The 25,451-nt window shown below is 63.8% G+C and carries 24 protein-coding genes and 1 riboswitch; of the genes, 11 read left to right on the top strand and 13 right to left on the bottom strand.

Annotated features, from left to right (window positions below; genetic code table 11):
* The first annotated feature begins 25 nt into the window (after nucleotides 1-25).
* The gene (locus IT350_16405; protein MCC6159635.1) at nucleotides 26-2,104 is read left to right on the top strand and encodes a hypothetical protein; all 2,079 of its coding nucleotides are present in this window, start codon (nucleotides 26-28) and stop codon (nucleotides 2,102-2,104) included.
* Here the strand turns inward: IT350_16405 and IT350_16400 are convergent.
* Genes IT350_16400 through IT350_16365 form a run of 8 tightly spaced genes read right to left on the bottom strand, consistent with a single transcriptional unit; the run spans nucleotide 2,088 to nucleotide 9,856 of the window.
* Entirely contained in the window at nucleotides 2,088-2,741 is a 654-nt protein-coding gene (locus IT350_16400) for a histidine phosphatase family protein (GenBank protein MCC6159634.1), read from the bottom strand. The genes IT350_16405 and IT350_16400 overlap by 17 nt on opposite strands.
* Nucleotides 2,738-3,556, bottom strand: coding sequence for an adenosylcobinamide-GDP ribazoletransferase (locus IT350_16395; GenBank protein MCC6159633.1), 819 nt, complete (start codon nucleotides 3,554-3,556; stop codon nucleotides 2,738-2,740). The genes IT350_16400 and IT350_16395 overlap by 4 nt, the downstream gene beginning before the upstream one ends.
* Nucleotides 3,553-4,614: a nicotinate-nucleotide--dimethylbenzimidazole phosphoribosyltransferase gene (gene cobT / locus IT350_16390; GenBank protein ID MCC6159632.1), complete on the bottom strand. Its 1,062-nt coding sequence runs from the start codon at nucleotides 4,612-4,614 to the stop codon at nucleotides 3,553-3,555. The genes IT350_16395 and cobT overlap by 4 nt, the downstream gene beginning before the upstream one ends.
* On the bottom strand, nucleotides 4,614-5,144 hold the full coding sequence (cobU, locus tag IT350_16385) for a bifunctional adenosylcobinamide kinase/adenosylcobinamide-phosphate guanylyltransferase (GenBank protein MCC6159631.1): 531 nt from the start codon (nucleotides 5,142-5,144) through the stop codon (nucleotides 4,614-4,616). The genes cobT and cobU overlap by 1 nt, the downstream gene beginning before the upstream one ends.
* A complete protein-coding gene (locus IT350_16380) occupies nucleotides 5,141-6,370 on the bottom strand; it encodes a hypothetical protein (GenBank protein MCC6159630.1) in 1,230 nt (409 codons plus the stop codon). The genes cobU and IT350_16380 overlap by 4 nt, the downstream gene beginning before the upstream one ends.
* A complete protein-coding gene (locus tag IT350_16375; GenBank protein MCC6159629.1) occupies nucleotides 6,367-7,263 on the bottom strand; it encodes an ABC transporter substrate-binding protein in 897 nt (298 codons plus the stop codon). Before IT350_16375 ends, IT350_16380 begins: the two co-directional genes overlap by 4 nt.
* A complete protein-coding gene (locus IT350_16370) occupies nucleotides 7,260-8,426 on the bottom strand; it encodes a hypothetical protein (protein MCC6159628.1) in 1,167 nt (388 codons plus the stop codon). Before IT350_16370 ends, IT350_16375 begins: the two co-directional genes overlap by 4 nt.
* On the bottom strand, nucleotides 8,414-9,856 hold the full coding sequence (locus IT350_16365; GenBank protein ID MCC6159627.1) for an Ig-like domain-containing protein: 1,443 nt from the start codon (nucleotides 9,854-9,856) through the stop codon (nucleotides 8,414-8,416). The genes IT350_16370 and IT350_16365 overlap by 13 nt, the downstream gene beginning before the upstream one ends.
* A gap of 170 nt (nucleotides 9,857-10,026) precedes the next feature.
* Nucleotides 10,027-10,102: riboswitch (cobalamin riboswitch) on the bottom strand.
* A gap of 250 nt (nucleotides 10,103-10,352) precedes the next feature.
* Here IT350_16365 and IT350_16360 point away from each other — a divergent pair.
* On the top strand, nucleotides 10,353-10,994 hold the full coding sequence (locus IT350_16360; protein ID MCC6159626.1) for a hypothetical protein: 642 nt from the start codon (nucleotides 10,353-10,355) through the stop codon (nucleotides 10,992-10,994).
* A gap of 70 nt (nucleotides 10,995-11,064) precedes the next feature.
* Here the strand turns inward: IT350_16360 and IT350_16355 are convergent, their stop codons facing one another.
* Nucleotides 11,065-12,528 carry a radical SAM protein gene (locus IT350_16355; GenBank protein ID MCC6159625.1) on the bottom strand — a complete coding sequence of 488 codons (1,464 nt, stop codon included), beginning with the start codon at nucleotides 12,526-12,528 and terminating at the stop codon, nucleotides 11,065-11,067.
* Between the two features lie 104 nt (nucleotides 12,529-12,632).
* The gene (locus IT350_16350) at nucleotides 12,633-13,325 is read right to left on the bottom strand and encodes a PilZ domain-containing protein (GenBank protein ID MCC6159624.1); all 693 of its coding nucleotides are present in this window, start codon (nucleotides 13,323-13,325) and stop codon (nucleotides 12,633-12,635) included.
* Between the two features lie 284 nt (nucleotides 13,326-13,609).
* On the opposite strand from IT350_16350, the gene IT350_16345 reads away from it, so the two are divergent.
* The 3 genes from IT350_16345 to IT350_16335 all read left to right on the top strand — a co-directional run bounded on the left by IT350_16345 (nucleotide 13,610) and on the right by IT350_16335 (nucleotide 16,390).
* Nucleotides 13,610-13,939 (top strand): carboxymuconolactone decarboxylase family protein, encoded by a 330-nt coding sequence (locus IT350_16345; GenBank protein MCC6159623.1) that lies wholly within the window; start codon nucleotides 13,610-13,612, stop codon nucleotides 13,937-13,939.
* Nucleotides 13,940-14,018: 79 nt separating this feature from the next.
* Nucleotides 14,019-15,152: an arsenosugar biosynthesis radical SAM protein ArsS gene (gene arsS, locus IT350_16340; GenBank protein MCC6159622.1), complete on the top strand. Its 1,134-nt coding sequence runs from the start codon at nucleotides 14,019-14,021 to the stop codon at nucleotides 15,150-15,152.
* Nucleotides 15,149-16,390 (top strand): hypothetical protein, encoded by a 1,242-nt coding sequence (locus tag IT350_16335; GenBank protein MCC6159621.1) that lies wholly within the window; start codon nucleotides 15,149-15,151, stop codon nucleotides 16,388-16,390. Before arsS ends, IT350_16335 begins: the two co-directional genes overlap by 4 nt.
* Before the next feature lie 7 nt (nucleotides 16,391-16,397).
* Here IT350_16335 and IT350_16330 read toward each other — a convergent pair whose 3' ends face one another.
* A complete protein-coding gene (locus IT350_16330; GenBank protein ID MCC6159620.1) occupies nucleotides 16,398-17,888 on the bottom strand; it encodes a hypothetical protein in 1,491 nt (496 codons plus the stop codon).
* A gap of 151 nt (nucleotides 17,889-18,039) precedes the next feature.
* On the opposite strand from IT350_16330, the gene IT350_16325 reads away from it, so the two are divergent.
* The 5 genes from IT350_16325 (at nucleotide 18,040) to smpB (ending at nucleotide 22,196) form a co-directional block, all read left to right on the top strand.
* Nucleotides 18,040-18,720, top strand: a complete 681-nt coding sequence (locus IT350_16325; protein ID MCC6159619.1) for a dTMP kinase — start codon at nucleotides 18,040-18,042, stop codon at nucleotides 18,718-18,720.
* Entirely contained in the window at nucleotides 18,717-19,727 is a 1,011-nt protein-coding gene (locus IT350_16320) for a DNA polymerase III subunit delta' (GenBank protein ID MCC6159618.1), read from the top strand. The genes IT350_16325 and IT350_16320 overlap by 4 nt, the downstream gene beginning before the upstream one ends.
* Nucleotides 19,724-20,668, top strand: coding sequence for a stage 0 sporulation protein (locus IT350_16315; protein MCC6159617.1), 945 nt, complete (start codon nucleotides 19,724-19,726; stop codon nucleotides 20,666-20,668). Before IT350_16320 ends, IT350_16315 begins: the two co-directional genes overlap by 4 nt.
* A 133-nt stretch (nucleotides 20,669-20,801) precedes the next feature.
* Nucleotides 20,802-21,707 carry a stage 0 sporulation protein gene (locus tag IT350_16310; protein MCC6159616.1) on the top strand — a complete coding sequence of 302 codons (906 nt, stop codon included), beginning with the start codon at nucleotides 20,802-20,804 and terminating at the stop codon, nucleotides 21,705-21,707.
* A gap of 15 nt (nucleotides 21,708-21,722) precedes the next feature.
* Nucleotides 21,723-22,196 (top strand): SsrA-binding protein SmpB, encoded by a 474-nt coding sequence (smpB, locus tag IT350_16305; protein ID MCC6159615.1) that lies wholly within the window; start codon nucleotides 21,723-21,725, stop codon nucleotides 22,194-22,196.
* Between the two features lie 31 nt (nucleotides 22,197-22,227).
* Here smpB and IT350_16300 read toward each other — a convergent pair whose 3' ends face one another.
* Nucleotides 22,228-22,761, bottom strand: a complete 534-nt coding sequence (locus tag IT350_16300) for a nuclear transport factor 2 family protein (protein ID MCC6159614.1) — start codon at nucleotides 22,759-22,761, stop codon at nucleotides 22,228-22,230.
* Nucleotides 22,762-22,787: 26 nt separating this feature from the next.
* Nucleotides 22,788-23,576 (bottom strand): hypothetical protein, encoded by a 789-nt coding sequence (locus IT350_16295; GenBank protein ID MCC6159613.1) that lies wholly within the window; start codon nucleotides 23,574-23,576, stop codon nucleotides 22,788-22,790.
* 181 nt (nucleotides 23,577-23,757) lie between these two features.
* Here IT350_16295 and IT350_16290 point away from each other — a divergent pair, with 181 nt between their 5' ends.
* Nucleotides 23,758-25,437, top strand: coding sequence for a DUF4388 domain-containing protein (locus IT350_16290; protein MCC6159612.1), 1,680 nt, complete (start codon nucleotides 23,758-23,760; stop codon nucleotides 25,435-25,437).
* Nucleotides 25,438-25,451 lie beyond the last annotated feature (14 nt).

Raw genomic sequence — 25,451 nt, 5'->3', positions numbered from 1 at the left:
CAAATCGCATGACGCGGGAGGACGCATGCGCTCGGTTTCGTTATGCGCGGTCGTGGGAATCGTCGTGTTTCTGTTGGCGACGCTCGTCGCCTGCGAGTTCGACGACGGAGTTGAAATTTATACGGAGGAGCCCGGAAACGAGCCGGGCGACGACGATTCGGACGACGACATCGACGACGACGCGCCGGACATCTTTTCGTATGAGATCATCGTTCACGAGCATCACGGTGCGCGGACGGGGATCGCAACCGGACGATTCGACAAGCCGTCGTTCGAATACGACCTGATCCCCGTCGAGGAAAAATTCACGCACGTCATGTCGTTTCAGGTGTCGCCCATGGCGCCCCCGCACCTTGGCGCGGTCGCTTCGCACGGACCTCTGATTCTTTACGCCGATGACGGCGAAACGATCGTGTTTTCGCCGCTCGACCAATTCTTCGAAAGCGTCGTGAATTTCCGACGCGGCAATATCGTCTCGGGCGTTGCGGGGGAAATCGACGCGATTCCCGCCGGGTGGACGCACCGGTTCATTCTCGCGCGCGGACGGGGAATCAATGCCGCGGTGGAGTACTGGGGCGATCTGATGCGCGCCGAGCACGGCAAGGCGCGACCCGATCGCTATGCCGACGTCGGCCTCGGGTATCTCGGTTACTGGACGGACAACGGGGCCTATTACTACTACCAGACCGAACCGGGGATGAACGAGGCGGACACGCTGCTCGCCGTGAAGGACGACGCGGACACGCGGGGGATTCCCTACGGTTACCTCCAGCTCGATTCTTGGTGGTACTTCAAGGTTCCGGGCCTGATTTCCCCCGGCGGGCTCATTCGATGGGAGCCGATCCCGGCGATGTTCCCCGACGGCCTCGCCGCGTTTCAGGACGAACTCGGCCTTCCGCTCGTCCTGCACAATCGCTGGTTCGCGAGCGAAAACGACTATCGCGACGAGTACGAATTCGTCGAAGAGGCCGAGATGGCGATGCCGCTTTCGCGTGACGTGTACGACGAGTTCATGGCGAACGCGGTGAACTGGGGCGCGGCGACGTACGAGCAGGACTGGCTCTTTGCGCAGTGGGACGGCATGTCGTATCTGCGCGAAGCGCCGGGCCGGACGGCCGAGTGGATGTCGTGGATCGATGGCGCGGCCGGCGATGCGGGCCTCACGACGCAGTGGTGCATGGCGAGCCCCGGGCACCTGCTCGACGTGGTTGATCGCTCGTCGCCCACCACGGCGCGTACGTCCATCGACTACCGGCGCGACGTCTCGAAGGAGTCGTTCTGGCCGCAGTTCCATACGACGTCCATGATCGCGTGGGCGCTCGGCGTTTGGCCTTTCAAGGACAATTTCTGGACGACCGAGCGGGCGGGCGAGGCCGAAGCGCTCATCAGCACGCTTTCGGCGGGGATGGTCGGAGTCGGCGACCGCGTGGGCGAAGCCGATGTCGAAATCATCGGACGCACCTGCCGCGCGGACGGCCTACTCCTCAAACCCGACCGCCCCGCCGCGCCCATCGACGCGATGTTCTTCGACCATCGCCGTCCCTACACGGTGCACACGTGGTCGGATCGCGGCAAACTCGGGCGCTGGCACTATGCGGCGGCGTTCCACCTCGCGCGCGAACACCCGCAACGCACGGCGCTCGACCGCATCTGGCCCTACGTGTCCTATGGTTTGCAGGACGCCGGCTCGATGTTCGTGTTTCCGGAACAGGTGACCGACCTCCACCTCGACCTGCCGCGCGAGTTGGGCGCGACGGGCGAGTACGTCGTCTTCGACTGGAGATCCCGAACGGCGTGGCAGCCGCTCGACGTGACGCACTGGCCCTCGATCCCCGACCTCTACGATTTCGCCTACTTCGTCGTCGCGCCGGTCTGGCCGAACGGTCTCGCGCTGATCGGCGAGGTGGAAAAATTCGTGACCGTCGCCGACCGACGTTTTGTGTCGATGGAACTCGCCGGCGAAGCCGTCAACGTGGACCTGGCCGGCGTGCCGGGCGAAACCGTCAGCGTGTGGGTCTACGACGCAATTGCGGGCGCGATGCAGGCGCCCTATGAGGCGACGATCGGTGGGGACGGCAAGGCGTCGATCACGGTCGCGCGGTGAGGTGCTGGTCGGGCTTCTCAATTTCCTCGACATCGGACGGCTCGAATGGATCGATATCCAGCACGCGCGCGCCTGTCGCAGGACGGATGATCGCCGCGTGTCCGCGCCCGAACGGCATGAAAATCGCCTCTTCGGCGGTCATGGAAAGCAAGTGCGACGCGAGGATGCGCAGCGATCCACCGTGACCGACGACGACGACGCTCCCACCGTCATGGCGTTGCGCGATTCGAGTCCACCAATTGCGGACGCGGGCTTCAAGGTCGCCGTACGATTCCCCGCCGGGCGTGCGCTCGCTTCTCCAATCGGCCATGAACCGGGCGTAATTCGCGGGATCGTCCCGCTCGATGTCAGCCCACGCCCGCATCTCCCACGCGCCGAAGGCGAGCTCCCGCAGATCGGGCGTCGTTTCGAGCGGCGCGTTGATGACGGCGGCCAAGGCTTGCGCGGTGTTGTACGCGCGCCGGGCATCGCTCGAATACACGGCATCGGCGGAGCGAATCAGCGAGGCAAGCGCTTTCGCCCGCACCAAGGCATTTTCGGCCGCGGCCAACGGCACGTCCGTCGATCCCACGCATACGCCGTATTCCACATCGATCGGTCCGTGGCGCACGAGCCAGATGGCGTCCGGTCCTTTCACGGCGTGATCCATGGTGAGACGGTTGCGGGAAAACGCAGGGCGCAGCCCACTAAAGTGAAGACCTCCACCGCGACGTTCACCGCGCCCAGCGCGTCGCCGGTGATTCCGCCAATCCGCCGGCGGCAGTACCGTCCCCACAGTTCCGACAGAACGAGCGCCGCAACGAGGGTGACGAACCCGGCGAGGCCGAACGCAAAAACGGCGACGACGGTCGTAACGACGGTGGCGAACCAAAACGACGCGCCCGACATCCCATCGACGATCGGCTTGCCGAAACCCGGGGCTTCACCGTCGCGACGTGCGTATTCTTTCGTGTGCAGGAGGTGGACCGACGTCCACCGCGCGACGGTGTGCGCCGCGATGAGCGAAGCCGTCCACGCGGCGGGATCGATCGACCACAGCGCGGCGAGGCGCGCCGCGAAGAGCAGGGTCACCGCCCCCGAACCGTAACTGCCGATGCGGCTGTCGTGCATGATCGTGAGCACCTGCTCGCGATTCCAGCCGCCGCCGAACGCGTCGGCGCTGTCCGCCAGACCGTCTTCGTGAAACGACCCTGTGACGACCAAGCCGAATCCGACCGCGATGACCGCCGCGATTCCCGGCGACAGTCCGATTCCCATGGCGGCGGACCCCACCGCCGCGATCAGCGCCCCGACGACGACGCCCACGACCGGGAACCATCCGGTGGCGCGACCGAGGTCGCCGGGCGAGGGATTCAGATCTCGCGGCATGGGAATGCGTGTCAGGAACTGAAACGCGACCAACGCATGACGAAGTGCACCCGAGCGAGGCGTGCCGTGAACCGCGGCGGTCACGCGCGGTCCGCGACGCCGGCGGAGGAAAACGTCGCCATTTCGTTCACGAGTTTGATTGCGCCGTGGATCAGCGAAAAAGCCAATGCCGCCCCGGTTCCTTCGCCGAGACGCAGATTGAGATTCAGAATCGGGCGCACACCCATCGCGTCGAGCACAACGGCGTGGCCGCGCTCGTCGGAGAGATGGCTGAAGATCATGAAGTCGCGCGAACGTGGCGCGAGACGTTCGGCCACGAGCGCGCCCGCCGTTGAGATGAAGCCGTCCACGACGACGGGTATCCGCCGCGCCGCCGCGCCGAGGATCAGCCCGCAGATGCCCGCGATTTCGAAACCGCCGAATGCAGCGAGAACGGCCACGGGATCGCCCGCGTCGGGCGCATTGATCCGCAGAGCGGTCTCCACCGCGTCGATCTTTCGCGCCAGCGTCTCATCGTCGATGCCCGTGCCGCGACCGACGATCTCACGCGGTTGAAGTCCCAGCAGTTCGGCGAATAAGCCCGCCGCGCTCGTCGTGTTTCCAATCCCCATCTCGCCGGTGCCGAGCAGAGTGACGTCTTCGTCCGCGGCGTCGTTGGCGAGGCCGATCCCCGCGTCGATCGCCGCGCGCGCCTCTCGGTGCGTCATCGCGGGACCGATCGTCATGTCGCGCGTGCCGTACGCGACCTTTCGGCGGACGAGCCCGGGCGCGTTGTCGAGTGGATCGTTCACGCCGATATCGACGACCACGTTTTCGGCGCCGACATGCCGCGCGAGCACATTCACGGCCGCGCCGCCGGCTATCATGTTGCGCACCATCTGCGGCGTGACGGCGGCGGGGTATGCCGAAACGCCCCGTGCGGCGACACCGTGATCGGCCGCGAACGTCACGATCCGCATCCGACGCACGTGCGGCCGATCCGTGTTTTGGATGAGCCCGACCCGCTCGACGATCGTCTCGAGCACACCGAGGCTCCCGCGTGGCTTGGTGAGATCATCGAGCCGGGCGCGCAGCCGGGGACCGAGCGAATCGTCCACGCCGGGAATCGCCGCGAGCGTGTTGCGCATCCGGGTGTCGTCCATTAGTTGCCCTTGATCGTGACGGGGATTCCGCTCACAACCAGTTCGACACGCGTCGCAATGCGCGCGATGCGCTGGTTGAGACGACCGGCGACGTCCCGGAACTGCCGTGTTCCGTCGTCCGCGGGAACGACTCCCCAGCCGATTTCGTTGGTGACGATGACGAGGTCATGCGGGCACGACGCCACGGCCGCGACCAGTGAGTCGATCCGCGCACCGACGTTGTCGGGTTCTTCGTGAAAGAGGTTGCCCAACCACACCGTCAGGCAATCGACGACCACGAGGGTGGCTTCCGCGGAGGACGATGAGGGAATCCCCTTGATCGCTCGCGCGAGATCCAGCGGTTCCTCAATGGTCACCCACTCCTCACCGCGTTCGCTCTGATGCGCTTCGATACGCCGGGTCATTTCGTCGTCGAAGGGAACCGCGGCAGCGATCATGACGCGTCTTGGATACGAGCGGGCGATTTCGAGCGCGCGCGTGCTCTTGCCGCTGCGTGCGCCGCCCGTGACGAGAATTACCGCCGCGTTCATTCGTCGATCTCCAGTTCATCTCCGCCGTTCAGCACGGCGATCGCGTCGAGGTCGAAACCTTGGATGCCTTCGTAAGCCGGGAGCAGGTTGCCGCCGTCGGTCACGAGATCGCCGTCCTCGTCGTAGGTCTCCGTGCCGGGAGCCCGCTCGGCGTGTCCCGTGTCGATGATGCGCACGTACCGGGCCGCCGCGATGCCGATATCGGCGAGGTCGAACAGATCCCCGCCCGAAACGGAGGGATCGAGCGGATCGATCATGTCGTTATAAAGCCCGTCGCCGTTCGGGTCGCAATTCGCGTTTGTCGGTTCGATCCCGGCGAATCCGATGAAGTTGCCCGGCACGGTGTCCGGAACGTCCAACGGCCCTTTCGGTCCGTCGGCGACGAAATCGAACGGAAAGCGCGTCCACGTCAGGCCGTCTTCACTCACTTCGATAATTGCCGCCTCGGTGTACGCATTCGTGAACTCGCCGCCCCAGTAGAGCAGGTTTTCGAAGACGACGAAATCGGGACCCGCGCCGTCGAGGATCTCGCGACCCATCTTGAGCGTGATCGATCCGCCCTCTCCGAGGCTCAGCAGCTCGTCCGGTCCCGCTTGCGGGGCGTATGCGCCGAAACCGGCGGGCGGCCCGAGTACATTGTCCGGAGCGTCATTCTGCCCGAAACCGGCCAGCACGCCTGGGTCGAACTCGGTGATCTGGATCGCGAAGTTGGCCGGTCGGCAGGACGCGGGGAGTGCATCGTCGTCGCCCGGGATCACCTCGATCGTCGCGTCGAATCCGCCGCTGTTGTCAGCGTAGGAGTCGTCATTGACGATCAGCGCAAGCCTTCCGGACGCGCCCGCCACGCCATCGAACGACGCGCCGACGAGAAACGGAGTACCCTCGGCGATCCGCCCCACCAGCGCGCCGCGCGCACCCTCGGGCATGGGACAGCTCAGGCCGCACGCCTCGCCGCCGTCAGGGCCGACCGGGTCCGCGTCGCCGTCGAGCCGGACTTCGCCCGCCGCGTCGATCTTCATCGTGTCACCCGCGGCGACATCGACGCCCGTGTCGGTCCAGTCGGCGTTCGCCGCGTCGATCATGGCATCGTCGTCGTCGCCCATGGCGAATTCGCCGTCATCGGCGTCGTCGTCGTCGCCGCCGTCGCCCGCGCTGCAAGCGGCGAACAGCGACGCGACGGCCAACAACAGGAGGACCGCGAGCGCGCGGACGTAGAGTGGAATCATGGGCGTTTCTCCGATGGGGCCATGTGCAGGGCATGATGGATTTGGGCAGCGGCTTGCGCCATGCGCGGCCCGGGGATGAGCAGTTGATCGCCGACCACGATGCGGACGCGGCCGTTCCGAACGGCGCTCACGGTGGGCAGCGCGTCCCACAGGCGTACGCGGTCATCGATCTGAATCGGCGAAAGCTCCCCCTCATTGACGAGTTCGAGAATGACCTCGGGGCTGCGTTCCACGATTGTGTCTTTGGTGATCGGCGGGTAGAGCGAGCCATTGTCGTTCACAACATTCACACCACCCGCCGCGACGAGCAATTCGTCGTGGAAAGACCCTTTGGCGGCGGCGTAGAGGCCCTGCAACGTCCCGGGATCGTGCCCGATGATGACGAGCGCCGGCACCGGGACGTCGTCTGACGTCTGCGTCTTCAATCCGTCGAATTCCGCGTTGATCCGGGCGATCAGATCCGTCGCCTGCGTCTCTCGACCGAGAAGTCGACCAAGCTTCGCGATGGAAGCGATGACATCGGCAACGGTATCCGTCGAAAACGTCATCGCGCGGATTCCGAGCGCCTCGTACTTGGCGACGAAATTCTCTTGTTTGTCCTGCAGCAGTACGATGTCGGGACGCAGCGACACGACCGTCTCGAACTTCGGATTGTGAAGCCCCCCGATATGCGTTCGCGCTCGCGCCTCCGCCGGGTACAGGCAGTAGTCGGTCACACCGACGACGCGGTCGCCGAGGCCGAGCGCAAAACAGGTTTCGGTGAGACTCGGCAATTGCGAGACGATTCGTCGGGGAATTGCCCGCTCGGCGCTCGCGTTTTCCGGCGATGGCGTCGCGCACCCCGTCATGGAGGCGATCGAGATGGCGAGTAGAATTCCCGCAGCGTGCTTCAACGGACAAACTCCAGCGTGTCGGGACCATCGCAGGTGTCGAACTTCGCGAGGATCTCGTTCGTGTTGGTGTCCACGATGAATAGCCGATCGTGGTTGAAGTCCGTGGCATAGAGGAAGCCGTTGCCGTCCACGGCGATGCCGGAAACAAAGCTCAGCTCCGGTCCGTCGGTATCGCCGCGCAGATCGATCTCGGGACGGATCTCCAACGTCGCCGAATCGAAGACCAGAATTCGCGCGTCCATCGCGTTTCCCACATAAACACGTCCGTTCGGAGCGGCGACGGATTCCCCCATCGGCGCGCCGCCGGTTTCGATGACCGCGAGGGGAGCCAGCGTTGCCGGATCAAGGCATTCGACCACGCCGTTGCCGGCAAATCCGGTCCCGACTGCGTAGTCCCCCGCCGAAAGGGCGAAAACGCACTGGGCACCCGGCGACGCCAGCAATGTCGTCGTGTCTCTCCCCGCGAGCAGCACCTCGACCGCGACCGCGTGCGCTGTCGTGTCGACGACGTGAATGGCTCCCGGGCCGCCTGGGGTGAACTGGGCGCTGAGGTTGGCGACGGCGACGAGCAGGCGGTCGCCGTCCGGGATCAGCGAGCCGGGACGCGGCCACGTTTCCGAGTCCGGGTTGTCCAAGTGGGCTTCGTCGAGATAGGGCAGGGGAACCGTGGCGAGCGTCGAGCCGTCGTCGAGGTCGTGAAGCGTCACGTCGTTCGTGAGGAAATTGGAGACGTGGATGCGGTCGTCGCCGTCGAAGGCGAAGTTCATGGGATTGCGTCCATCGCCGAGCGATACTTCGCCCGTGATCGACAAATCCTCGGCATCGTAGGTGACAAGGGAATTCGAGAGCGAGCACAGGGCGAACAGACGGCCGTCGCGCCACGTCATCTGGTTGATGCCGGCGCAGGCATCCTGCACATCGTTCGCGATCGACCAGTCGCCGGGACCTTGGACGGTCAGGACGCTGAGCGTTTCGGAGAGACCGCCGCCGATCACAAGGTGGTACGGGTACTCCCACGGCTTGGAGACGTCGTGCGGATCGTTCGAGGGATCGGCGCCGAGTTCGGCGCCGTCCTCATGTTGTTCATCGAGATCGTCGCAACCCACGATGGCGAGCGCGGCGGCGATCCCAAATAGGATGAGCGCCTGCATCACTCGGTCCAAACGCTCACGCCGGAGGCGTTCGCGGCGTCGACGGACGACTCGACGTCGAGATCATCCGGATCGATGACCTGGATTTTCGCGTTGGTCCAGTCGGACGCCAATACGCGGTCGGTGACGGGATCGTAGGCCAGCGACGCGACCCAGAATGCGCCAGCGATGGAAACGTTTGCGCCGACAGCGAGCGAATCGGAGTCGAATGTCATCACTTGGCCGGAAAAGCCGTCGGCGACGAACGCCGTGCCGTTGGCGGCCAGAACGAGTTCGCCGGGTGCGGAGCCGATCGCGACGCTGTCCGCGACGGACTCGTCCGAGACGTCGATCACGTCGATCACGCCGAGTTCGTCGTCGAAATTGCCCGTGCAGACGATGTAGATGGTGTCGTCGTCGGGTCCCGCCGCCACAACCGTGGGATTCACGCGCGTCGTCTCGATCGTGCTGACCGAGTCGTCGGTCAGATCGACCACGGCGACGATTCCCGGGTCCGCGTAGCTGAACGTGCCCGAATCGTATCCGCTGCACGCGACGAACGCCCGATCGCCAATCACGTGCACGCCCGTCGGCACGCAGTCCTCGGGCATGTCGATCGCGCGCGAGGCGTCGGCTTCGAGATCCGCGACCACCAGGTCGTTCGAGAAGTTTCCCGTGATGTACGCGGTTGTGCCGACCATATCGACGTTCCACGGATTGTCGAGGTCCTCGATCAGCACGTTCAGAACGTCCTTCGTCGCGAGATCGACGACGACGAGACCTTCCGTGCCCACGGTGCCGGGCACGCCGTCGCCGGACTCCACGAGAAAAGCGACGCCCTCGCGAATTTCGAGATCGGAGCCGATCGTCAGAATGGCGTCTTTCTCGTCGGCGAGATAATCGGCGATCGAGTCCCCGGTCTCGGGGTCGAGGGCGCCCAGTGTCCCCGCGATGCCGTCGTACGCAAAGACGTACGCGCCGACGTTCACGCTCGCGTCCGCGGAGAAATCGCCGAGCGAAGCGGTGACCGTCGCTTCGCCACGCGCGAGGGCCGTCGTCGTGCCGCCCGTGTTCGCCTCGACGATCGTGTCATCGGAAACGCTGAAAACGAAGTCTTCGTCGGTCGTGCGTGTATCGTCGCTCCACACCGCCGTCGCGGTCAGCGTGCGGGCCGCTCCGACCGGCAGGTGCAGTTCGGACGGACTCAACTCGATGCCGCTGAGTGTGACATCATCATCGTCGTCCGTGGCGTCGTCATCAGCCGTGTCGTCATCGGCCGCGTCATCGTCCGTCGTGTCATCATCGTCGTTTGTGTCGTCATCCGTGATTAGGGGGAGATCCGTAGTGCCCGAATCGTCGTCATCGTCGTCTCCGCAGCCGCCGACGAAAAATATGGAGACCATTGCCAGGACCGAGATGAGAAGGAATCCGAACCCCTGCCAGGAACCGTGCGCGCCGATCATGGGAACCTCCTTTGGTCGATCGTGTTGCGACGGCTCTCGGAAAAAAAGGGCGGGTTGACGCGGAGCCCCCAAATGAAAGCACCTCTTTCCGGTTGGAAAGAGGCGTGGGATTGCTCCGAAGCAAATCCACTCTTTCTGCCGAAGAGCGAACGATTTGCACCGGGCGGATCGGTATCCTGACTTCAGGCGGGGAAATGACCGCCTGTCACAGTAGCGGGACTGCGCCGGACTCTCACCGGACTTCCCCGACACCGCCGGTCTCAAATTATGAGCCATGCTATCACGCCGCGCGTCCCGGGTCAAGAAAAAATCCGAACTTGGTGATTCCGGGTGCACTTGGAGGAAAATCCGGGCGGAGTTCGTTCGACGACGGACGCCCGCGCGAAACCGGAGCGGGCCGTTCCGCCTTGCACGCCGGGGGGCTTTGTGATAACCGTGTGCCGCTTTTCACAAGGGATCGACGTGCGTCGATCGTGGGTCCCCGGAGGTTGATGTCATGCTCGGGCGTCGCGGATGGCTGTGGGTGGCGTTGTTGGTGGCGACGATGATGATATTCGGCGCCTGCAAGGAGCACAAAAAGGGCGTGACGGACGAGCAGGACACCGGCGACTTGACGCCGATTGTGAACGAGAACCGCTCCACGACGGACGCGGCGGATGACGATGACGCGACCGACGACGACGCCGCCGATGATGATGCCGCGGACGATGACGCGGCGGATGACGACGCCGCCGACGACGATGCGGCGGATGACGACGATACCACCGACGACTGGCAGCAGGATGACGGTGGCCCCGTGCTTTCCGGCGGCACATGGGATCCCGCGGAAATCTCCACCACGGACGCCGTCAGCACGTTCGCCGTCAGTGTGTGCGACGAGGAAGACAATCTGTCCGGCGGCCAGCTTTTCATTCTCAACGCGGGCAGCACCGACAATTTCCTCGCGGATGAAACGCCGTGGGACGGTTTCAGCGGTCTCGGAGACGTGAGCGACTGCGGAGCGCCGGCCGAGGTCACGATTCAGGTGAACTTCGCGGGAGCGTCCGTGGGCGAGTACTGCGCCGACATTCGCGCGACGGACGGAGACGGACTTCGCAGCAACGTGATCGAAGACGTCTGCGTGAATCTCGTCCCCTGACGGACTCCTGAGTCGAAACGCCCCCGTTGCCGCGAGGCTCCGGGGGCGTTTTCATTTGGGCTTGCGCCGATCAGCCGTTCGCATATCCCGCGGAGAGATAGGCCGGGCGCATGAGTTCGGCGAAGGCGCTCGTCAGCGACACCTGATTCACCAGCGTGTCCGCGACCCACCGACGCATGCGGGAACTCGCCAGGTGTTTCGCGATCAGGCGCGGGCGCGAATAGAACTTTCGATACGCGCGCCGGAGCATCCCGTTCAGAAACTCTTCGCTGTATTGCGCGTTCGCTGGACGTGGCGGGACCGGCGGAACGTCCTTCATGAGCGTGTAATCCCGCCAATAATCCCACGTGTACCCGTTGAACAGGGCGCTTTCGTAATCCGTGGTAGCGGGATTGAGCTGCGTGATCGTGAACGATGCGAAGTCCAGGGGAAGGTCGCACGCGAACTGGAGCGTCGCCTCGATCTCCTCGACGGTTTCGCCTTCGTAGCCCAGCATGAAATATCCGCGCGTGATGAGTCCTTCCGACGCGCAGATCTCGATGCCGCGCCGCATCTCCTCGACGGTCACGGCTTTGTTCATCTTTTTCAGGATTCGATCGGTGCCCGCCTCGATCCCGACGTTGACGCCGGTGCACCCCGCGGCCTTGAGGGCGCGGGCGACGGGGCGCGTGATGGTGTCGGCGCGTGCGCGAATATTGAACCCCACCGGAGCGCCGAGGCCGATGATGGCCTCGCACAGGTCGATCACCCGCTGCGTGCCAATGGTGAAGGTCTCGTCGAAGAAGAGAATCTCGCGCGTCTTGAACTCACGCAGGTGCCAAGCGATCTCATCCGCGACGTGCTGCACCGGCCGCTGGCGGAACTTGCCGCCGGCGTACTGTTGGGAGCAGAAGTTGCACTTGAACGGGCAGCCGCGGCTGGTGACGAGGGTCGTGAACGGCGAGGGGATCGTCAGCGCCTTGTACTGGTCGACCGGCAGCAGGTCGATCGCCGCGAACGGCAACTCGCCGAGCCGTTTGATCGGCGGGGCCGGTAGGTTTTTCGTGACGACCCCGTCGCGCCGATAAACCAGCCCGGGAAGCACGGTCGGGTCTTCGCGCCGATCGATGGCGCGAACGAGATCCGTGAACGCGTATTCGCCCTCGCCCACGATACCGAAATCGACCTCGGGGAACGTCAGAACTTCGTCGGGATAGACATCCATTTGCGGGCCGCCGACGACGACGACGGCTCGCGGCGCGATGCGCTTGAGCGACTGAATGGCTCGATAGGTGGAGCGCCAGTTGAGCGTGCCCGACGTGAAACCCGCGATGCCGTCGAAATTCGCTCCGATTCGCTGCGCGAGTTCGTCGGGAGTCGCGTTTTCCACGGTGCCGTCCAGGAGCCGGACGGCAAATCCCGCGTCGCGGACAACGGCGGCGATGTGTGCGATGCCCAGCGGTGGAAACGCGCCGAAGATGTTCGTTTCGAGGGTGCGGTGCTCGCCCTCGTAGCGCTCGTTTGCGCGGACCAAAGCGACGGTCGTCGGATTCATGCGCCGAACATAGCAGATTCGGCCAAGACAAGTCCCACGCGGAGATTACGAAAAATCGCTTCCGATCCGGGGGCTGGGGAGGCCGCCGCGAACATGGCGTCGGGCTACTCGAGGTTGTAGTGCTTCTCGAGCGAGGCGATGTAGTCTTGGAAGATCTGCTCGTCGCCGGGGAAGAAATCCGTGAACTGAACGTTGAAACCGGCGTGGGAACCCATGGCGACGGCCTCTTCGACGCTGATCCGGCCGATGACCTTGGCCCGGGCCCGGATGATCTCCATGATGTCGATGTTGAGGATGTGGAGATCGACGTCGGCCTGATCATCAGGAATGCGCGACGTCGTGATGAACATTCCATGCCGGCTGAGATTGGCTGTGAGGAACTCGCCGTCCTCGTGCGCCCCGTTGACCGAAACACGAAACGACTTGGAGAAACGCGGCTCCCGTCGCTTGCCGAGAATGTCGCGTTCGAGGTCGCCGAGCCGAACGCGGTCCGCGAGCGGCAAATCGACAAACTCGATTCCCATTTCGAAGATGCCTTCCCGCCGAGACCCCGCCGGGAGATAATCGCTCCAACGCACTCGGCCGCGAAGGCTCCACAACTGATCGGGTTCCTCTGCGTTCTTGATCTGAACCTGCACGACGGCGCCCGGACGAAACACGTTGTGCGAACAGACGACGAGCCCATTGGAGGAGATGTTCTTGACCGAACCCAGGTGGCGGAATTTCCGCGCCCCGAACAGGACGGAGAGACGACTCGACGAGCCCGAAACGTCTTCGGTGGGACTGGCGGCGAACATTCCATTTCCATCCGTGGGCATGAGCAGGAGACCAAAAAAGAGCCCGTTCCTTATGCCGAAATCCGACTCACAATTCAAGGGAGAAATGGGGATCGTAACGAAAATCACCGTTGGTTACCGATTGGATCGAAAATTCGAATTATGCCTTTTATATCAGATACTTGGCGGCTTTCCGTTGCGTGGCCGGAACGCGGCTTTGGAGCCGACCGTATTACATCGTGCGATAACCGGAAGTAGACCTAGAAATATTTCTAGGGCTTTCTCGAATTAGTTGGAGGCTTTGCATGTCGTACTATCGAAACGAACACCTCGAAGAATTCGCGAGAATCGCGAAGGGACAGCCCGAACTCGGGAAGAAATTCTTCGACTACTACGGCGCGGTCTTTGCCGACGGCGCGCTGTCCGTTCGCGAGAAAGCCCTGATCGCGCTTGCCGTCGCGCACGCCGTGCAGTGCCCGTATTGCATCGATGCATACACGACGGAAAGCCTGAAGAACGGGGCCGACCTGGAGCAGATGACCGAGGCGGTGCACGTCGCGGTCGCCATTCGCGGCGGGGCGTCGCTCGTCCACGGAATGCAGATGCTCGAGCAGGCGGAAAAGACCTCGATGTAGGTGAGAACCCCGCGCCTGTTGGGCGACTGGTCGCGATGCGGCCTTTGCGTTAATGCTGTTTCTTTCTACGGGAGTCTGGATGGCTGGTCGCTTGGCGGCGCAAGTCGAAAGTGCGCACGACGAAAACGTGTCGGAGGCATCTTCGGACACCAAGGTTCTGAGCCTCGTCCGCCGTGGCGCGCCGCTGGCGTCGTCTGAAACCCAGCTTCGAACTCTAGCCGGGGCGCGCGTCACCGACCGCATGGGGCAGGACGCGAAATTCGAGCGCTCGCTCACATCTGCCGGTCGATCGCCGCTCATCCCCGGGAAGCTGGAAAACTTCCAGATCAATCTCGGTCGGCTGTGCAACATGACTTGCCGACATTGCCACGTCGATGCGGGTCCCGATCGCACGGGCGAGATGATGAACCGCGAAACCGTGGACGCTTGCCTCGCGGCGCTTGACCGCACGGACTGCCATACGGTGGACATCACCGGCGGCGCGCCGGAGTTGAATCCGCACTTTCGGGATCTTGTGGACGAGTGCGTGCGACGTGGAAAGCACGTCATCGATCGATGCAATCTGACGGTCCTGCTTCTTCCGAAGTATCGCGACCTACCGGAATGGCTCGGCGAGCGCGGCGTCGAAATCGTCTGCTCGTTGCCACATGTGCGTCGCTCGGGCACGGACGCGCAGCGCGGCACGGGAACGTATGAGCGCTCGATCGAAGCGCTGCGGATGCTGAACACCGCGGGCTACGGCGGCGGCGATTCGCGGCGCGTCCTCACCTTCGTGACGAATCCCATCGGCGCGTTTCTCGCGCCCGAACAGGCCGCAACGGAGCGCGAGTGGAAAGCCGAATTCGCGAACCGGTACGAAGTGCGTTTCGACCGCCTGATTGCCCTCAACAACATGCCGATCTCGCGCTTCCTCGAATGGCTCGTCGAATCCGGGAATCTGGAGAGCTACCTGAAACGACTGGTCGCGTCGTTCAACCCCGCGACGATCGACGGTTTGATGTGCCGGAATACGATCTCGGTGTCCTGGGACGGACGCGTGTTCGATTGCGACTTCAATCAGATGCTGGATCTCGAGTCGGCCCCCCAGGGTCGGTTCGGGCACATCCGCGACTTCGATGCCGCGGCATTCGCGTCCCGACGCATCGTGACGGCGCGCCACTGCTTCGGCTGTACGGCTGGGTGTGGCAGTTCGTGCAAAGGCGCGACGGCGTGACTCGACTCGCCAAACACGCGCTCGGTTTCCTCGCGATTGGAATGATGGTCGTCGCGTCGGCGGGGCCGGCCGCGGCGCAGGAGGATTCCTCCGGCTGGTCGGCGCGGCCGATCGGCGAATTCGCCGCGCGCTGGCGCGGCAATTGGACGCCCTGGTATGAGCAGTGGCACGAGCGGCGCGAACGCAAGGGCGACAGCGATTTCGAGTTCGACCGCGCGGTGCTCGGCCTCGCGGCAAGCGACGGCGAAAGGTTCGACGCGCGAATCTCCGTGATCGCGGAATCGGAGACCGCGACCGAGTTCACTGGCGAACGACTTCCCGCTGAGGAACGCGATCGCGATGAGGTGATCTTTCGACCGGTGGCGGCGTGGGCCCGTGTGACTTGGGTGCCTTCCGTTCAGACGGAGGCCGGCATCGTTCCGACGGGGTGGATTGATTTTGCGAATGTGGCCTACCGGCGACGGTACGTTGAAAAGACCGCGTACGAGCTGTGGCTCTATCGCCGAGCGCCGTTACGTAAGGGCTTCGTCGCCACGGAAGATCGGGCCGAAATTCGAGCCGTCAGCGTGCCGGAGAGGCGTCCGTCGGAATCGGACGTCGGCGTCGCGGTGGGCGGAGCGGCACCTCACGGATATTTGCGTTACCGGCTCGGGATCTACGCCGGAGAGGGACTGCTTGAACCGGAGAACGCGAAGGGGAATGCCGCGGACCTTCGAGTGACGATCGCACCGTTTGCGCGCGTCGAAAAGCTGGATGGCATGACCGTGAGCGGATACGCGTGGGGCGAGGAGATCGATGCCGACGCGGGCGAGACGCTCATGCGCGTCTCGGCAATGGCTCATTACCGGGGCGAACGCGCGGACGGTCGGCGAATCGACATCGCGTTCGAGGCTCACAATCAGTTCTATTCACCGCAGGACGACGGGACCGAACACGATCGGATTCATGCGTCGGTCTTTTCGATGTGGTGCGACATCGATGTGGCGCGGCGCACCGCGTTCATCGGGCGATACGACCATTTCGATCCCGATCGGAGAAACGGACTTTCCGGAAGCGGCTACCGGGACGAACGCTCGATGTTTCTGCTGGGCGCGGCGTACGATTTCGACGACACGCTTTCCGTGGCGTTCGACATGCGTTTCGTGAGCCATCGGGCCGAGATCTTCAATGACGTCGGAGAAACGCGAATCCCCAAGCCCGAGGCGCTGCCTTACGCGCAGATTGGCTACGCGTTCTGACTTCGCGTCAACGCCCGCACGAGGCGTCGTGATCGGATTCCGAAGACTTTGAGTCGGCGGAGTCGGCGGCCGGAGAATCGTCATCGTTCGGGTCGTTCGCTTCGTCATCCGGAGACCCATCGTCATCGGGATTCACGTCGTCGTCCGTGGAATCATCGTCCGCGGCATCGTCGTCATCATCCGCCAGATCGTCATCGGCGGAATCATCATCCGTCGCGTCGTCGTCCGTGTCGTCGTCCACTTCGGTGAACAACTCCTCGAAGTCGTACCAGACGTGGTTGGTCGAGGGATCGTTGTCGAAATCGGACCACAGCGACAGACCGACTCGAAGCTGCTCGGGGAGAAAAATCATCGAATAAAAGGTCACGTTGATCTGCGGAACGCCGGCGTTACGATCCAGGAAATCCCACATGTTCGCGAGACTGGCGGCATGCCCGTAGGTCTCGTTGATGAGCTTCTCGTCGAAGACGTAGCGAATCTGGTGAAACGTCTGGCGGACGGGAACCAGTTGGTCCTCCCAGTTCAGCGAAAGCTGCATGTCAGGCGCGAAATTCGCGTCGTCCGCCGGCAGTCGCGACGCACGCACGAGGTTGTTGATTTCAAGGACCGCCGACGGAGGATTCGATCTCCCGGCGGGACCGAAAGCCTGAATGATCGCGGGCGCGTATTGGCGCACGCCGGCGAAATGATCGTGGATATCCACGATGTCGTTCACGCCGTCCTCGTTGCCGTCGCGTGCCGCGAGCGCTTTGCGCGTCTGATAGATGCCAAGCACGATGCCCGGGTCGAGATTCATGCTCGCGCGTGGAATGACGATCGATCCGCGGTTGACGAAGATCCCGACTCCCGACTCGTTGAGCCCGGCAGCGACGCCGAGAAATCCGGGAAACACGACCGAGACGTATCGCTGGCGGTCGGGATCGGATGGCTCGTAAGCCACGACGAGACCGTGCGTGCCGGCGTAATGCAGGGTCGATTCGTCGCCCACGAGAACGAAGTCGCTGTTGTGCGCGACGGCCATCTGCGAATCGATGTCGGGGTCGCCCGCAGTCGCGTCGCCCCACGCGGCCCACGTCGCGCACTGCAAACCGGCGAGTTCGCGAAGGGCCGTGAACGTCACGATGTCATCCGCGTTCAGATCGCGGTCGAGGGGCGGGACGTGAAGGTCGGCTCCGGCATCGACGAGTCCGTCGAACATGCCTTCGGCTTCATCCAACAGTTCCGCGTCGAATTCAAACGTGTCGAAAGTGAAATCGCGTTCATCGTTGAATTCCTGCGCCGTGTACATGGGGCCGGGAAGGCCGTAAACGCTCATGACATCGACGATCTCCTGCCCGAGCAGGAAACCGTGCGCATATCCCATCTCGTAGTCGGTTCCCCAGACGTGCAGAATGCGTTGGCCCTTGTCCGTCGAACGCAGGGACCCGTTCACGGCCGGCGATAAGCTCGGGCACGCCGCGACAATCAGGACGAGAATCGGGCAGACACGGAGCTTCAACGCCACCCTCCGATTCGAAAGCGTACGGAATATAACAACATCGCCCGCTCAAGACCATGAACAAGGTCAGGATTTGGAGCGATGAACTTGCCACTGCGCGGGCGAATCGACTACAGTCTCTGTTCAAGGACGACGACCGATGGACGAAAACATGCGCCTTCGCGAGGTCGGTCAAGGTGCTTCCGGCGTATTCGTGACGTTCGAAGGCACCGAAGGGACGGGCAAGACGACGCAGATCCGGCGGGCTGCCGAGTGGTGGCGTGCCCGTGGCCGCGACGTGACGCTCACGCGGGAGCCCGGCGGATGCCCGGTCGCGGATGAGATCCGTGCGATTCTCCTCGCATCGAAGAATGCCGGGCTGGCGCCGGATACGGAGCTTTATCTGATCTGGGCGGCGCGGGCGCAACACGTGGCTGACGTCGTCAAACCGGCGTTGGCCGCGGGGCGCGTCGTGTTGTGCGACCGATTTGGCGACGCGACGGAAGCCTACCAGGGCTTCGCGCGAGGGCTCGGATTGGAGCGCGTGCGGCACGGCAATCGCGAGGCGGCCGCCGGGCTCGCGCCGGATCTGACGCTGCTGTTCGACATGGACGCGGGCGATGCGCTCCGGCGGGCTTGGAGTCGCGCCGCGGGGATTGCCGACGAGACGAAGCGCGAGGATCGTTTCGAGCGGGAAGCGCTCGAATTTCATCGGCGTGTGCGCGAGGGTTATCTGGCGATTTCGACGAGAGAACCGGAACGCGTGCGCGTGATCGACGCGACCGGCGACGAGGAGACGGTGGGCGAGAGGATGATTGCGGTGTTGCAAGACAATTTCGGCGAGCGCGCATGACCGTCGAATCGGTGGCGTCGCTCGATGACGTTCGCGGGCACGAGCGCGCGGTGGACCAACTCCGCCGCGCGGTTTCGTCGGGCCGCGTTGCGCACGCATACCTGTTTCTCGGTCCGGAGGGCGTCGGCAAGACGATGGCGGCGTACGCGTTCGCGGCGGAACTGCTCGCCGCGACCCGCGACGTCGAATTGACCCATCGCAAAATCGTCGACGGCAATCATCCGGACATGCAGGTGCTCGAACCCGAGGGCCGCTTCATCAAGAAGGCGGCGGTCGACGCGTTGGTGCACAAGCTCGTGTACGCGCCGTACGAAGCCGAATGGAAGGTGAACTTGGTTCTTCAGGCCGAGACGATGAATCCGGCCGCCGCGAACGCGTTGCTCAAGACGCTCGAGGAACCGGGTCGAAATATCGTCTTCCTGCTCGTCACAAGCGCGCCGCAGCAGCTTCTGCCCACCGTGCTTTCGCGCTGCCAGAAAGTGGTCTTTGGTCCGATGGATGCCGACCTCATCGAGCGCGTGCTCGTCGAGCGGGGGCGCGAGCCGGACGACGCGCGAATCATCGCCCGCGCCTGCGACGGTAGCCTCGGACGCGCGCTGGGGATGGAACCCGGCCCGCTTCGCGAGGAGCGTCACGGTCTCGGCGCGAGGTTCTATCGATTGCCTTTGGGCGGCGACGGCGATATCGCGCGCTTCGCCGAGACGGTCGCGCAGTGGTCATCGGGGGCGGAGGACGCGCTCGAGATGGTGAAGGTCTTTCTCGCCGACGCGATCCGAAGCGCGGCGCTGGCCGACGCGCGGCGGATCATGAATCCCGATCTCGATGCCGACGCGCGCGCGTTCGCGGCGCGTTACGAAATGAGGGCACTGACTTCGAAAGTCCGCAGCGTGACCTTCACGCAGCGGTTGCTTCAACGAAACGCGAATGCGCCGCTCGCCGTTCAGGCCCTGCTGGTCGACATTCTTACGCCGAGGGCGACGGACTTCGCCCGGACGATACCCCGATGACGCAGACCCTGACCGTGAAGTTTCCGGGCAGCAATCGCCCGGTGGAATACGACAGTGCCGATCACGAACCCAAGGCGGGCGACTGGCTCGTGGTCGAGGCCGAGAAAGGCCCGGCTCTCGCGCGCGTGCACGACGAGCCGAAGGTTTTCGAGGGGCCGCCGCGAAAGTTTCCGCGCGTGCTGCGGCCCGCGACGGACGGCGATCTGGCCGGGCGTGAGAAGGTCCGCGACCAGGAGGTGATGGCGTTTTTTCACGCCAAACAGGCGATGGCCCGGCGCAATCTGCCGATGAAGCTCATCTCGGTCGAGAGTGTCTTCGACGGCAGTAAAATGGTCTTTTACTTCACGAGCGAGGACCGCGTCGACTTTCGCGACCTCGTGCGGGAACTCGCCCAGCGATTTCGAACGCGCATCGAGATGATGCAGATCGGGGTGCGCGACGCGGCGCGCAAACTCGGCGGTTACGACGTGTGCGGTCGGGAGTTGTGCTGCTCGAAGTTCCTCACGGGTTTTGAGCCGGTGACCATCAAGATGGCCAAGGACCAGAATCTGGCGATGAATCCGTCGAAAGTTTCCGGCGTCTGCGGTCGCCTCAAGTGCTGCCTGCGTTTCGAGCACGAAGTCTACACGAGCTTCAGCCGCGGCTTGCCGAAGGTCGGCAAACGTTGCGAGACCGCCGATGGGCGCGCCGGCCGCGTCAATCGGCACGATCCCATTCAGGGCATCGTTCTGGTGCGGCTCGAAGGAACCGACGAGATCCTGCCGTTTCCGCCGGAGGAGATTCGCCGCATCACGCCTCGCAACGACGAGGCGAAGCGCGCCGGCGAGGCCCATCAGTGGACACCCGTCTCCATGGTGCCCCCCACGGACGACGCGGCGGACTCGCCTGACGCGGTTGAGGAAGACGTCGCGGCGGACGATCTGGCGAAACTCGAAGATTGATCCCGGGAATGTTAAAAACACGCGCGGTCGAGTGACCCACGCAATTTCGACATGGAACTCTTGTTTTTCGGACGCGCGCGGTTACAGTGATTCCGTCGGGAGTGCCCGATCTTCCAGATACCATGGGGATGACGTGCGTGTGGTGAAGGCGGTGCTGCAAGGGCAGCGGAAAGCGGCGGAATACGATGCCGGGGCGCTTGATCTGCGCGTCGGCGAAACCGTCATTGTCGACGCCGAGCATGGCCCGACGATCGCCCGTGTGAGCGACGAGGTCGCGGAGACCGACGACGGATCGTCGCGACCGAAAGTGATCAAGTCCGCCGGTTCGGATGACCTGAACCGCGCGCGCCACAACGCCGAACGCGCGCGCGAGGCGCTCGACGTCTGTCGAACGTCCGCAGCCCGGCGCAACCTCGCCATGAAGCTCGTCGATGTCGACGCCGCGTGCGACGGCAGCCGCCTCACCTTTTTCTTCACGGCCGAGGCCCGCGTCGATTTTCGAGAACTCGTGCGTGAACTCGCGGGTCGCTACCGCACGCGCATCGAAATGCTGCAGATCGGCGTGCGAGACGCCGCGAAAAAGCTCACCGGAGCGGGTGTGTGCGGACGCGAGCTGTGCTGTGCCATGTTTCTCGGCAACTTTGCGACCGTCTCGATCAAAATGGCCAAGGACCAGTGCCTCGCGCTCAACGACGCGAAGGTGTCGGGTGTGTGCGGACGGCTCAAATGCTGCCTGCGTTACGAGCATGACTTCTACTGCTCGTTTTCAAAGGGACTGCCCAAGGTCGGCAAGCGCTGCCACACGCCGCAAGGCATCGGGCGGGTGACGCGGCACGATCCCATCGGCGGCAAGGTGCTCGTCGTGCTCGACGAAGGCCGCGAGACGCCGTTCGAGCCCGGTGAGGTGCGCCGATTCGACGCTTCCGGTGGTCAAGTCGCGCCGACTGTGGTAGACGAGGCGCCCGACGAACCCGACGGGGTTTTGGGCGACGCGACTTCCGACGATCCGCCGGACCCCTCGACGACCGACGTGAACTGACGTCACGATCCGAACATGACCGACAAACCGTCCGGCGAAAAAATGATCGCCGGGAATCGCAAGGCGTTTCACGACTTCCACATAGTGGAGCAGTTCGAAGCCGGCCTTGTGCTCACCGGCACCGAGGTCAAGTCGCTGCGCGAGGGTCACGCCAGCCTGCAGGAGGGGTACGTCGATATTCGGAACGGCGAGGCTTGGCTCGTCGATGTTCACATCCCGCCGTATTCCCACGGCGGCTATACGAATCACGAACCGTTCCGCCAGCGCAAGCTGTTGTTGCACCGGCGCGAACTCGAAAAACTCGACACGAAGGTTCGCGAGCGCGGTTACACGGTGGTGCCGCTCAAGCTCTATTTTTCCAAGGGCCGGGCCAAGCTGATGATCGGGCTCGCCAAGGGCAAAACCTTCGGCGACAAACGCGAGGCGATGCGCGAGGAGCAGGATCGCCGCGAAACCGATCGCGCGATTCGCGATCGCCGGCGCGGTTGAACCGGCAGGTGCCGCCGGTCGGAAGACACGGTCACTCCCCCGGAGTTGCCGTCAAAACCTTCGCCTCGACGCGTGAAATGCGAAGACCATTTTCGAAACGGACGATCGTGTAGGCGGCGTCGGTGTCCGATCGGATTACGCGGTCTTTATCACGCCCTTCTTCGGCGATGTTTTCGACCACCGTGGCGACATCCGCGGCGACGGTGATGCGAGATTCTTCGACCCGGTAGCGATAGTCCGCGAGGCGTGCGCGCGTCGCCGCCGCCAATTTCAGGTACTCCCCCGCGGTGAGCGTCCGGGCGTGCTGCCCGGTGTTCACGAGGATTTCCGCATCCGGCGTATAAATCGTCTCGAGCGCGGCTGTGTCTCCCGTCTGCCACGCGAGTTCGAGGCGTAGCAGGAACGCGCGCACCTCGTCCTCGCTCATGTCGCCGGTTTGAGATGGCGTTTCTGTCTGCACGACGATCGGTTTGTCGGGTCGCGGCGTGGGAGCGGGAGTCGTTTCGACCGGCTTCGACACGGTCTCGCAAGCGCACAGAGCGACCGTGACAACCATCGAGATCACGAAAAACATCCGGCGGCCATGAGCTTTCAAGGTGCGTTCTCCGGAAGAACGGTGAACATCCAGGCGTATTCGACACCCGCGCCGATGGGTCCCCAGACGTCGCGGGCATCGCCGGATCGGATCGAAATCGCGATGCGCCGGCCCGGGGCCAACGGTACATCGATCCCGTCGAGATCGCGAAAGACAGGGCCGCTCGGCGAATCGACGGCGACGCGAGGGGTGATGGCGAGTCGGCGGTTCTCACCGGAACCGGAAACGCGAACGGACAACTCGGCGCGTGCGGTGGCCATCTGCAAATCGAGACCGAAACCGTGGCGGCCAAACCAGGTCCCCTGGACTTCGTCGATCCGAATTCCATCGCCCACCGCGAATACGGCGGGGTCCCCGGCGCGCAGGCGCAATGTTCGCGCGGCCGATTCGGCGGACGAGGTGACGCGGGCGGTCGCTTGGTCTTCTTTTGGGATCGTCGCAACTCTCCACGGCCCTTGGTCGACGAATTCCACGCTCTTCGCACCCTCGAACCACACCCGCGCGTCCGTGTGCGTCACGGTTACGGTCCAGAGCGTCGGGGCCGCATCGAGCCGCGCCACCAGCTTTTCAATGTCCCGCAAGACGGCGGTCTGGTCGCGCACGACGAGCGTGTTGGTCGCTTCGTCGATGACGACGGCGCCGTCGGGGCCGAGAAGGGCGCGGACCTGATCGACGATCTCGCGGGCCGACCGATAACGCAATTCAAACGTGCGCGAATCGGCCCAAGCGACATCGGCGGTAAGGCCGAGAGCGATCATGAACATGACGGCGCAACTTAAACGCATGCGATCACTATGGGATGTCGGGAGAAGCGCCGCAAGACGGCAACGAAACGTCGAGCGACCCGGAAAAATCCGGCGGTTTCGCGCGGGGATCGACGCTTGACACCCGCGCACCGTCCCCCAACAATTCGTGCGCGATCGCGGCGGGCGGATCCGACCGGGACATCGCGGATCTGGGGGTGTCATGACCGCCGAGGGCGCGGGCGTCATCAAGGGCAAACTCGACGCTGTTCATCCCGCCAAGCTTTTGGCGGGTTTTCTGGTGGCGAAGAAGACCGGGATCCTGACGATTCAGGACGGCGGCGCTCGGCTGGTCATCCACCTGTCGGACGGATGCGTCGTGTGCGATCGCGAGGTTGTTCTTCGCGATCGGAATTTCGCCCAGTACCTCGTCACGCGCGGCCAGATCACATCGGACGAACTGACGAATTACACCAAGCGCGCCAAGGCCGAGGACCGTCGACCGATCGACCTGATGATCGAGCAGAAGGTGATCGAACGTCCGGAAGTGGAGCGCCTCGCCGAGGAATTCTACTGGAAATCCACACCCGGACTCTTTTCGTGGAAGCGCGGCGATTATCAATTTCAGGACCGCGCCATCGAGCACGAAGGGCAATCGACCTCGCCGGAGACCGCGGCGACCTTCATCGTCGAGGGGATCGCGGAGAAATACGATCCGCTCATCGTCAAGGAACGGTTGTCGAAGCGAATGGACACCGCGCTGAAGCTGGTCGAACCGCGAAAGGATAAGGACGCGAAGGGAGAAGAGGACCATTCCATTGTCACGATGGTGGACCCCGATGTTCTCGCGGCCAAGGTCCAGATGGGACCTGTGATGAGCGCCATCCGCAAGGGTGCCACGCCGTCTCGCATCGTGGCGGACATGGAGGGGCGGCGCACGCACGCGTTGTCGTTCGTTTACGCGCTCCTCACGCTCGGGTTCTTGAAGTTTGCCGGCGAGGGCCGCAAGAAACCCCTGCACGGAGCGGCGAAGCGGGCGGCCGACCCCTTCGAACGACTCTTCGAGGAGGCGTCGCGGGGCGTGGATCGGATCCGCGCGCAGGTCGCCTCGGGAACAATCGCACCCCGATCGCCCGGCGTGGACGTTGAGATCGAGGAAGGGGAACTGACGCACGGAGCGCTGGAAGAACGGCTCCAGAAACTGCTGGAGATCAAGCGCCTGAAACGCCAGATGATGACCGGGCAGGGCGGGGACGAAGCGTCGGATGATATCGAGTTCTCCGATGACGAGGAGCCCACGATTCCGCCGGCGCCTTCGCCCGGGGACTTCGACTTCGACGTGGATGACGATCAAGCGCCGTCTCCCGCGATCTCCGGCTTTACGGACTTCGCCGATGGCGAAACGACCTCGCTCGAAGCGATCGACTCGATCGAGGGAACGCCCGGGTACAACTTCGACCCGAATCCCGCGGAGGACCTGGTCGAGGGGTTCGGCGATCTCGATCTCGAATCCGCCAACGTCCGATTCGGGGCGGAGGACAGCGTCGAGACGATCCTGACGGCGTTGAAGAACTTCTGCGACGAGAACCGCTGGAAGGAAGCGGAGGCAGCCTTCGCCGAACTCACCTATCGCGGTTATGAGGGCGCCGATGCGCTCGCGTATGCCGGATGGGCGCGGTATCACCTCGGCGGCGACGATCCCTTCGCGGCGGGCGCCAGTCTTCTGCAAAAGGCCATCGGGGCGAACGCGAAGCTGGATCTGCCCTTCTTGCTGATGGGCCGCATCTATCTCGAAGAAAACGACAACGGAATGGCGGAACTGTATTTCGTGCGCGCCGTCGAGGTGAACCCCGACTGCTTCGAGGCCAAGGACTTCATCCGCAAGATCTACGGCGGCCGATAGCGCCGGCAAATCCC

The sequence above is a fragment of the Deltaproteobacteria bacterium genome (assembly GCA_020845895.1).
In the GTDB taxonomy this organism is placed as follows: Bacteria; Lernaellota; Lernaellaia; order JACKCT01; family JACKCT01; genus JADLEX01.
The sequence above is the reverse complement of the archived record's forward strand: the minus strand, read 5'-3'. Positions and strand labels throughout refer to the sequence as shown.

Coding starts and splice junctions, on each gene's coding strand:
- IT350_16365 (MCC6159627.1), bottom strand. CDS start 9,856: ATGATCGGCGCGCACGGTTCCTGGCAGGGGTTCGGATTCCTTCTCATC.
- IT350_16345 (MCC6159623.1), top strand. CDS start 13,610: ATGTCGTACTATCGAAACGAACACCTCGAAGAATTCGCGAGAATCGCG.
- IT350_16295 (MCC6159613.1), bottom strand. CDS start 23,576: ATGCGTTTAAGTTGCGCCGTCATGTTCATGATCGCTCTCGGCCTTACC.
- IT350_16325 (MCC6159619.1), top strand. CDS start 18,040: ATGCGCCTTCGCGAGGTCGGTCAAGGTGCTTCCGGCGTATTCGTGACG.
- cobT (MCC6159632.1), bottom strand. CDS start 4,614: ATGGACGACACCCGGATGCGCAACACGCTCGCGGCGATTCCCGGCGTG.
- IT350_16315 (MCC6159617.1), top strand. CDS start 19,724: ATGACGCAGACCCTGACCGTGAAGTTTCCGGGCAGCAATCGCCCGGTG.
- arsS (MCC6159622.1), top strand. CDS start 14,019: ATGGCTGGTCGCTTGGCGGCGCAAGTCGAAAGTGCGCACGACGAAAAC.
- smpB (MCC6159615.1), top strand. CDS start 21,723: ATGACCGACAAACCGTCCGGCGAAAAAATGATCGCCGGGAATCGCAAG.
- IT350_16350 (MCC6159624.1), bottom strand. CDS start 13,325: ATGTTCGCCGCCAGTCCCACCGAAGACGTTTCGGGCTCGTCGAGTCGT.
- IT350_16360 (MCC6159626.1), top strand. CDS start 10,353: ATGCTCGGGCGTCGCGGATGGCTGTGGGTGGCGTTGTTGGTGGCGACG.
- IT350_16320 (MCC6159618.1), top strand. CDS start 18,717: ATGACCGTCGAATCGGTGGCGTCGCTCGATGACGTTCGCGGGCACGAG.
- IT350_16290 (MCC6159612.1), top strand. CDS start 23,758: ATGACCGCCGAGGGCGCGGGCGTCATCAAGGGCAAACTCGACGCTGTT.
- cobU (MCC6159631.1), bottom strand. CDS start 5,144: ATGAACGCGGCGGTAATTCTCGTCACGGGCGGCGCACGCAGCGGCAAG.
- IT350_16380 (MCC6159630.1), bottom strand. CDS start 6,370: ATGATTCCACTCTACGTCCGCGCGCTCGCGGTCCTCCTGTTGTTGGCC.
- IT350_16405 (MCC6159635.1), top strand. CDS start 26: ATGCGCTCGGTTTCGTTATGCGCGGTCGTGGGAATCGTCGTGTTTCTG.
- IT350_16355 (MCC6159625.1), bottom strand. CDS start 12,528: ATGAATCCGACGACCGTCGCTTTGGTCCGCGCAAACGAGCGCTACGAG.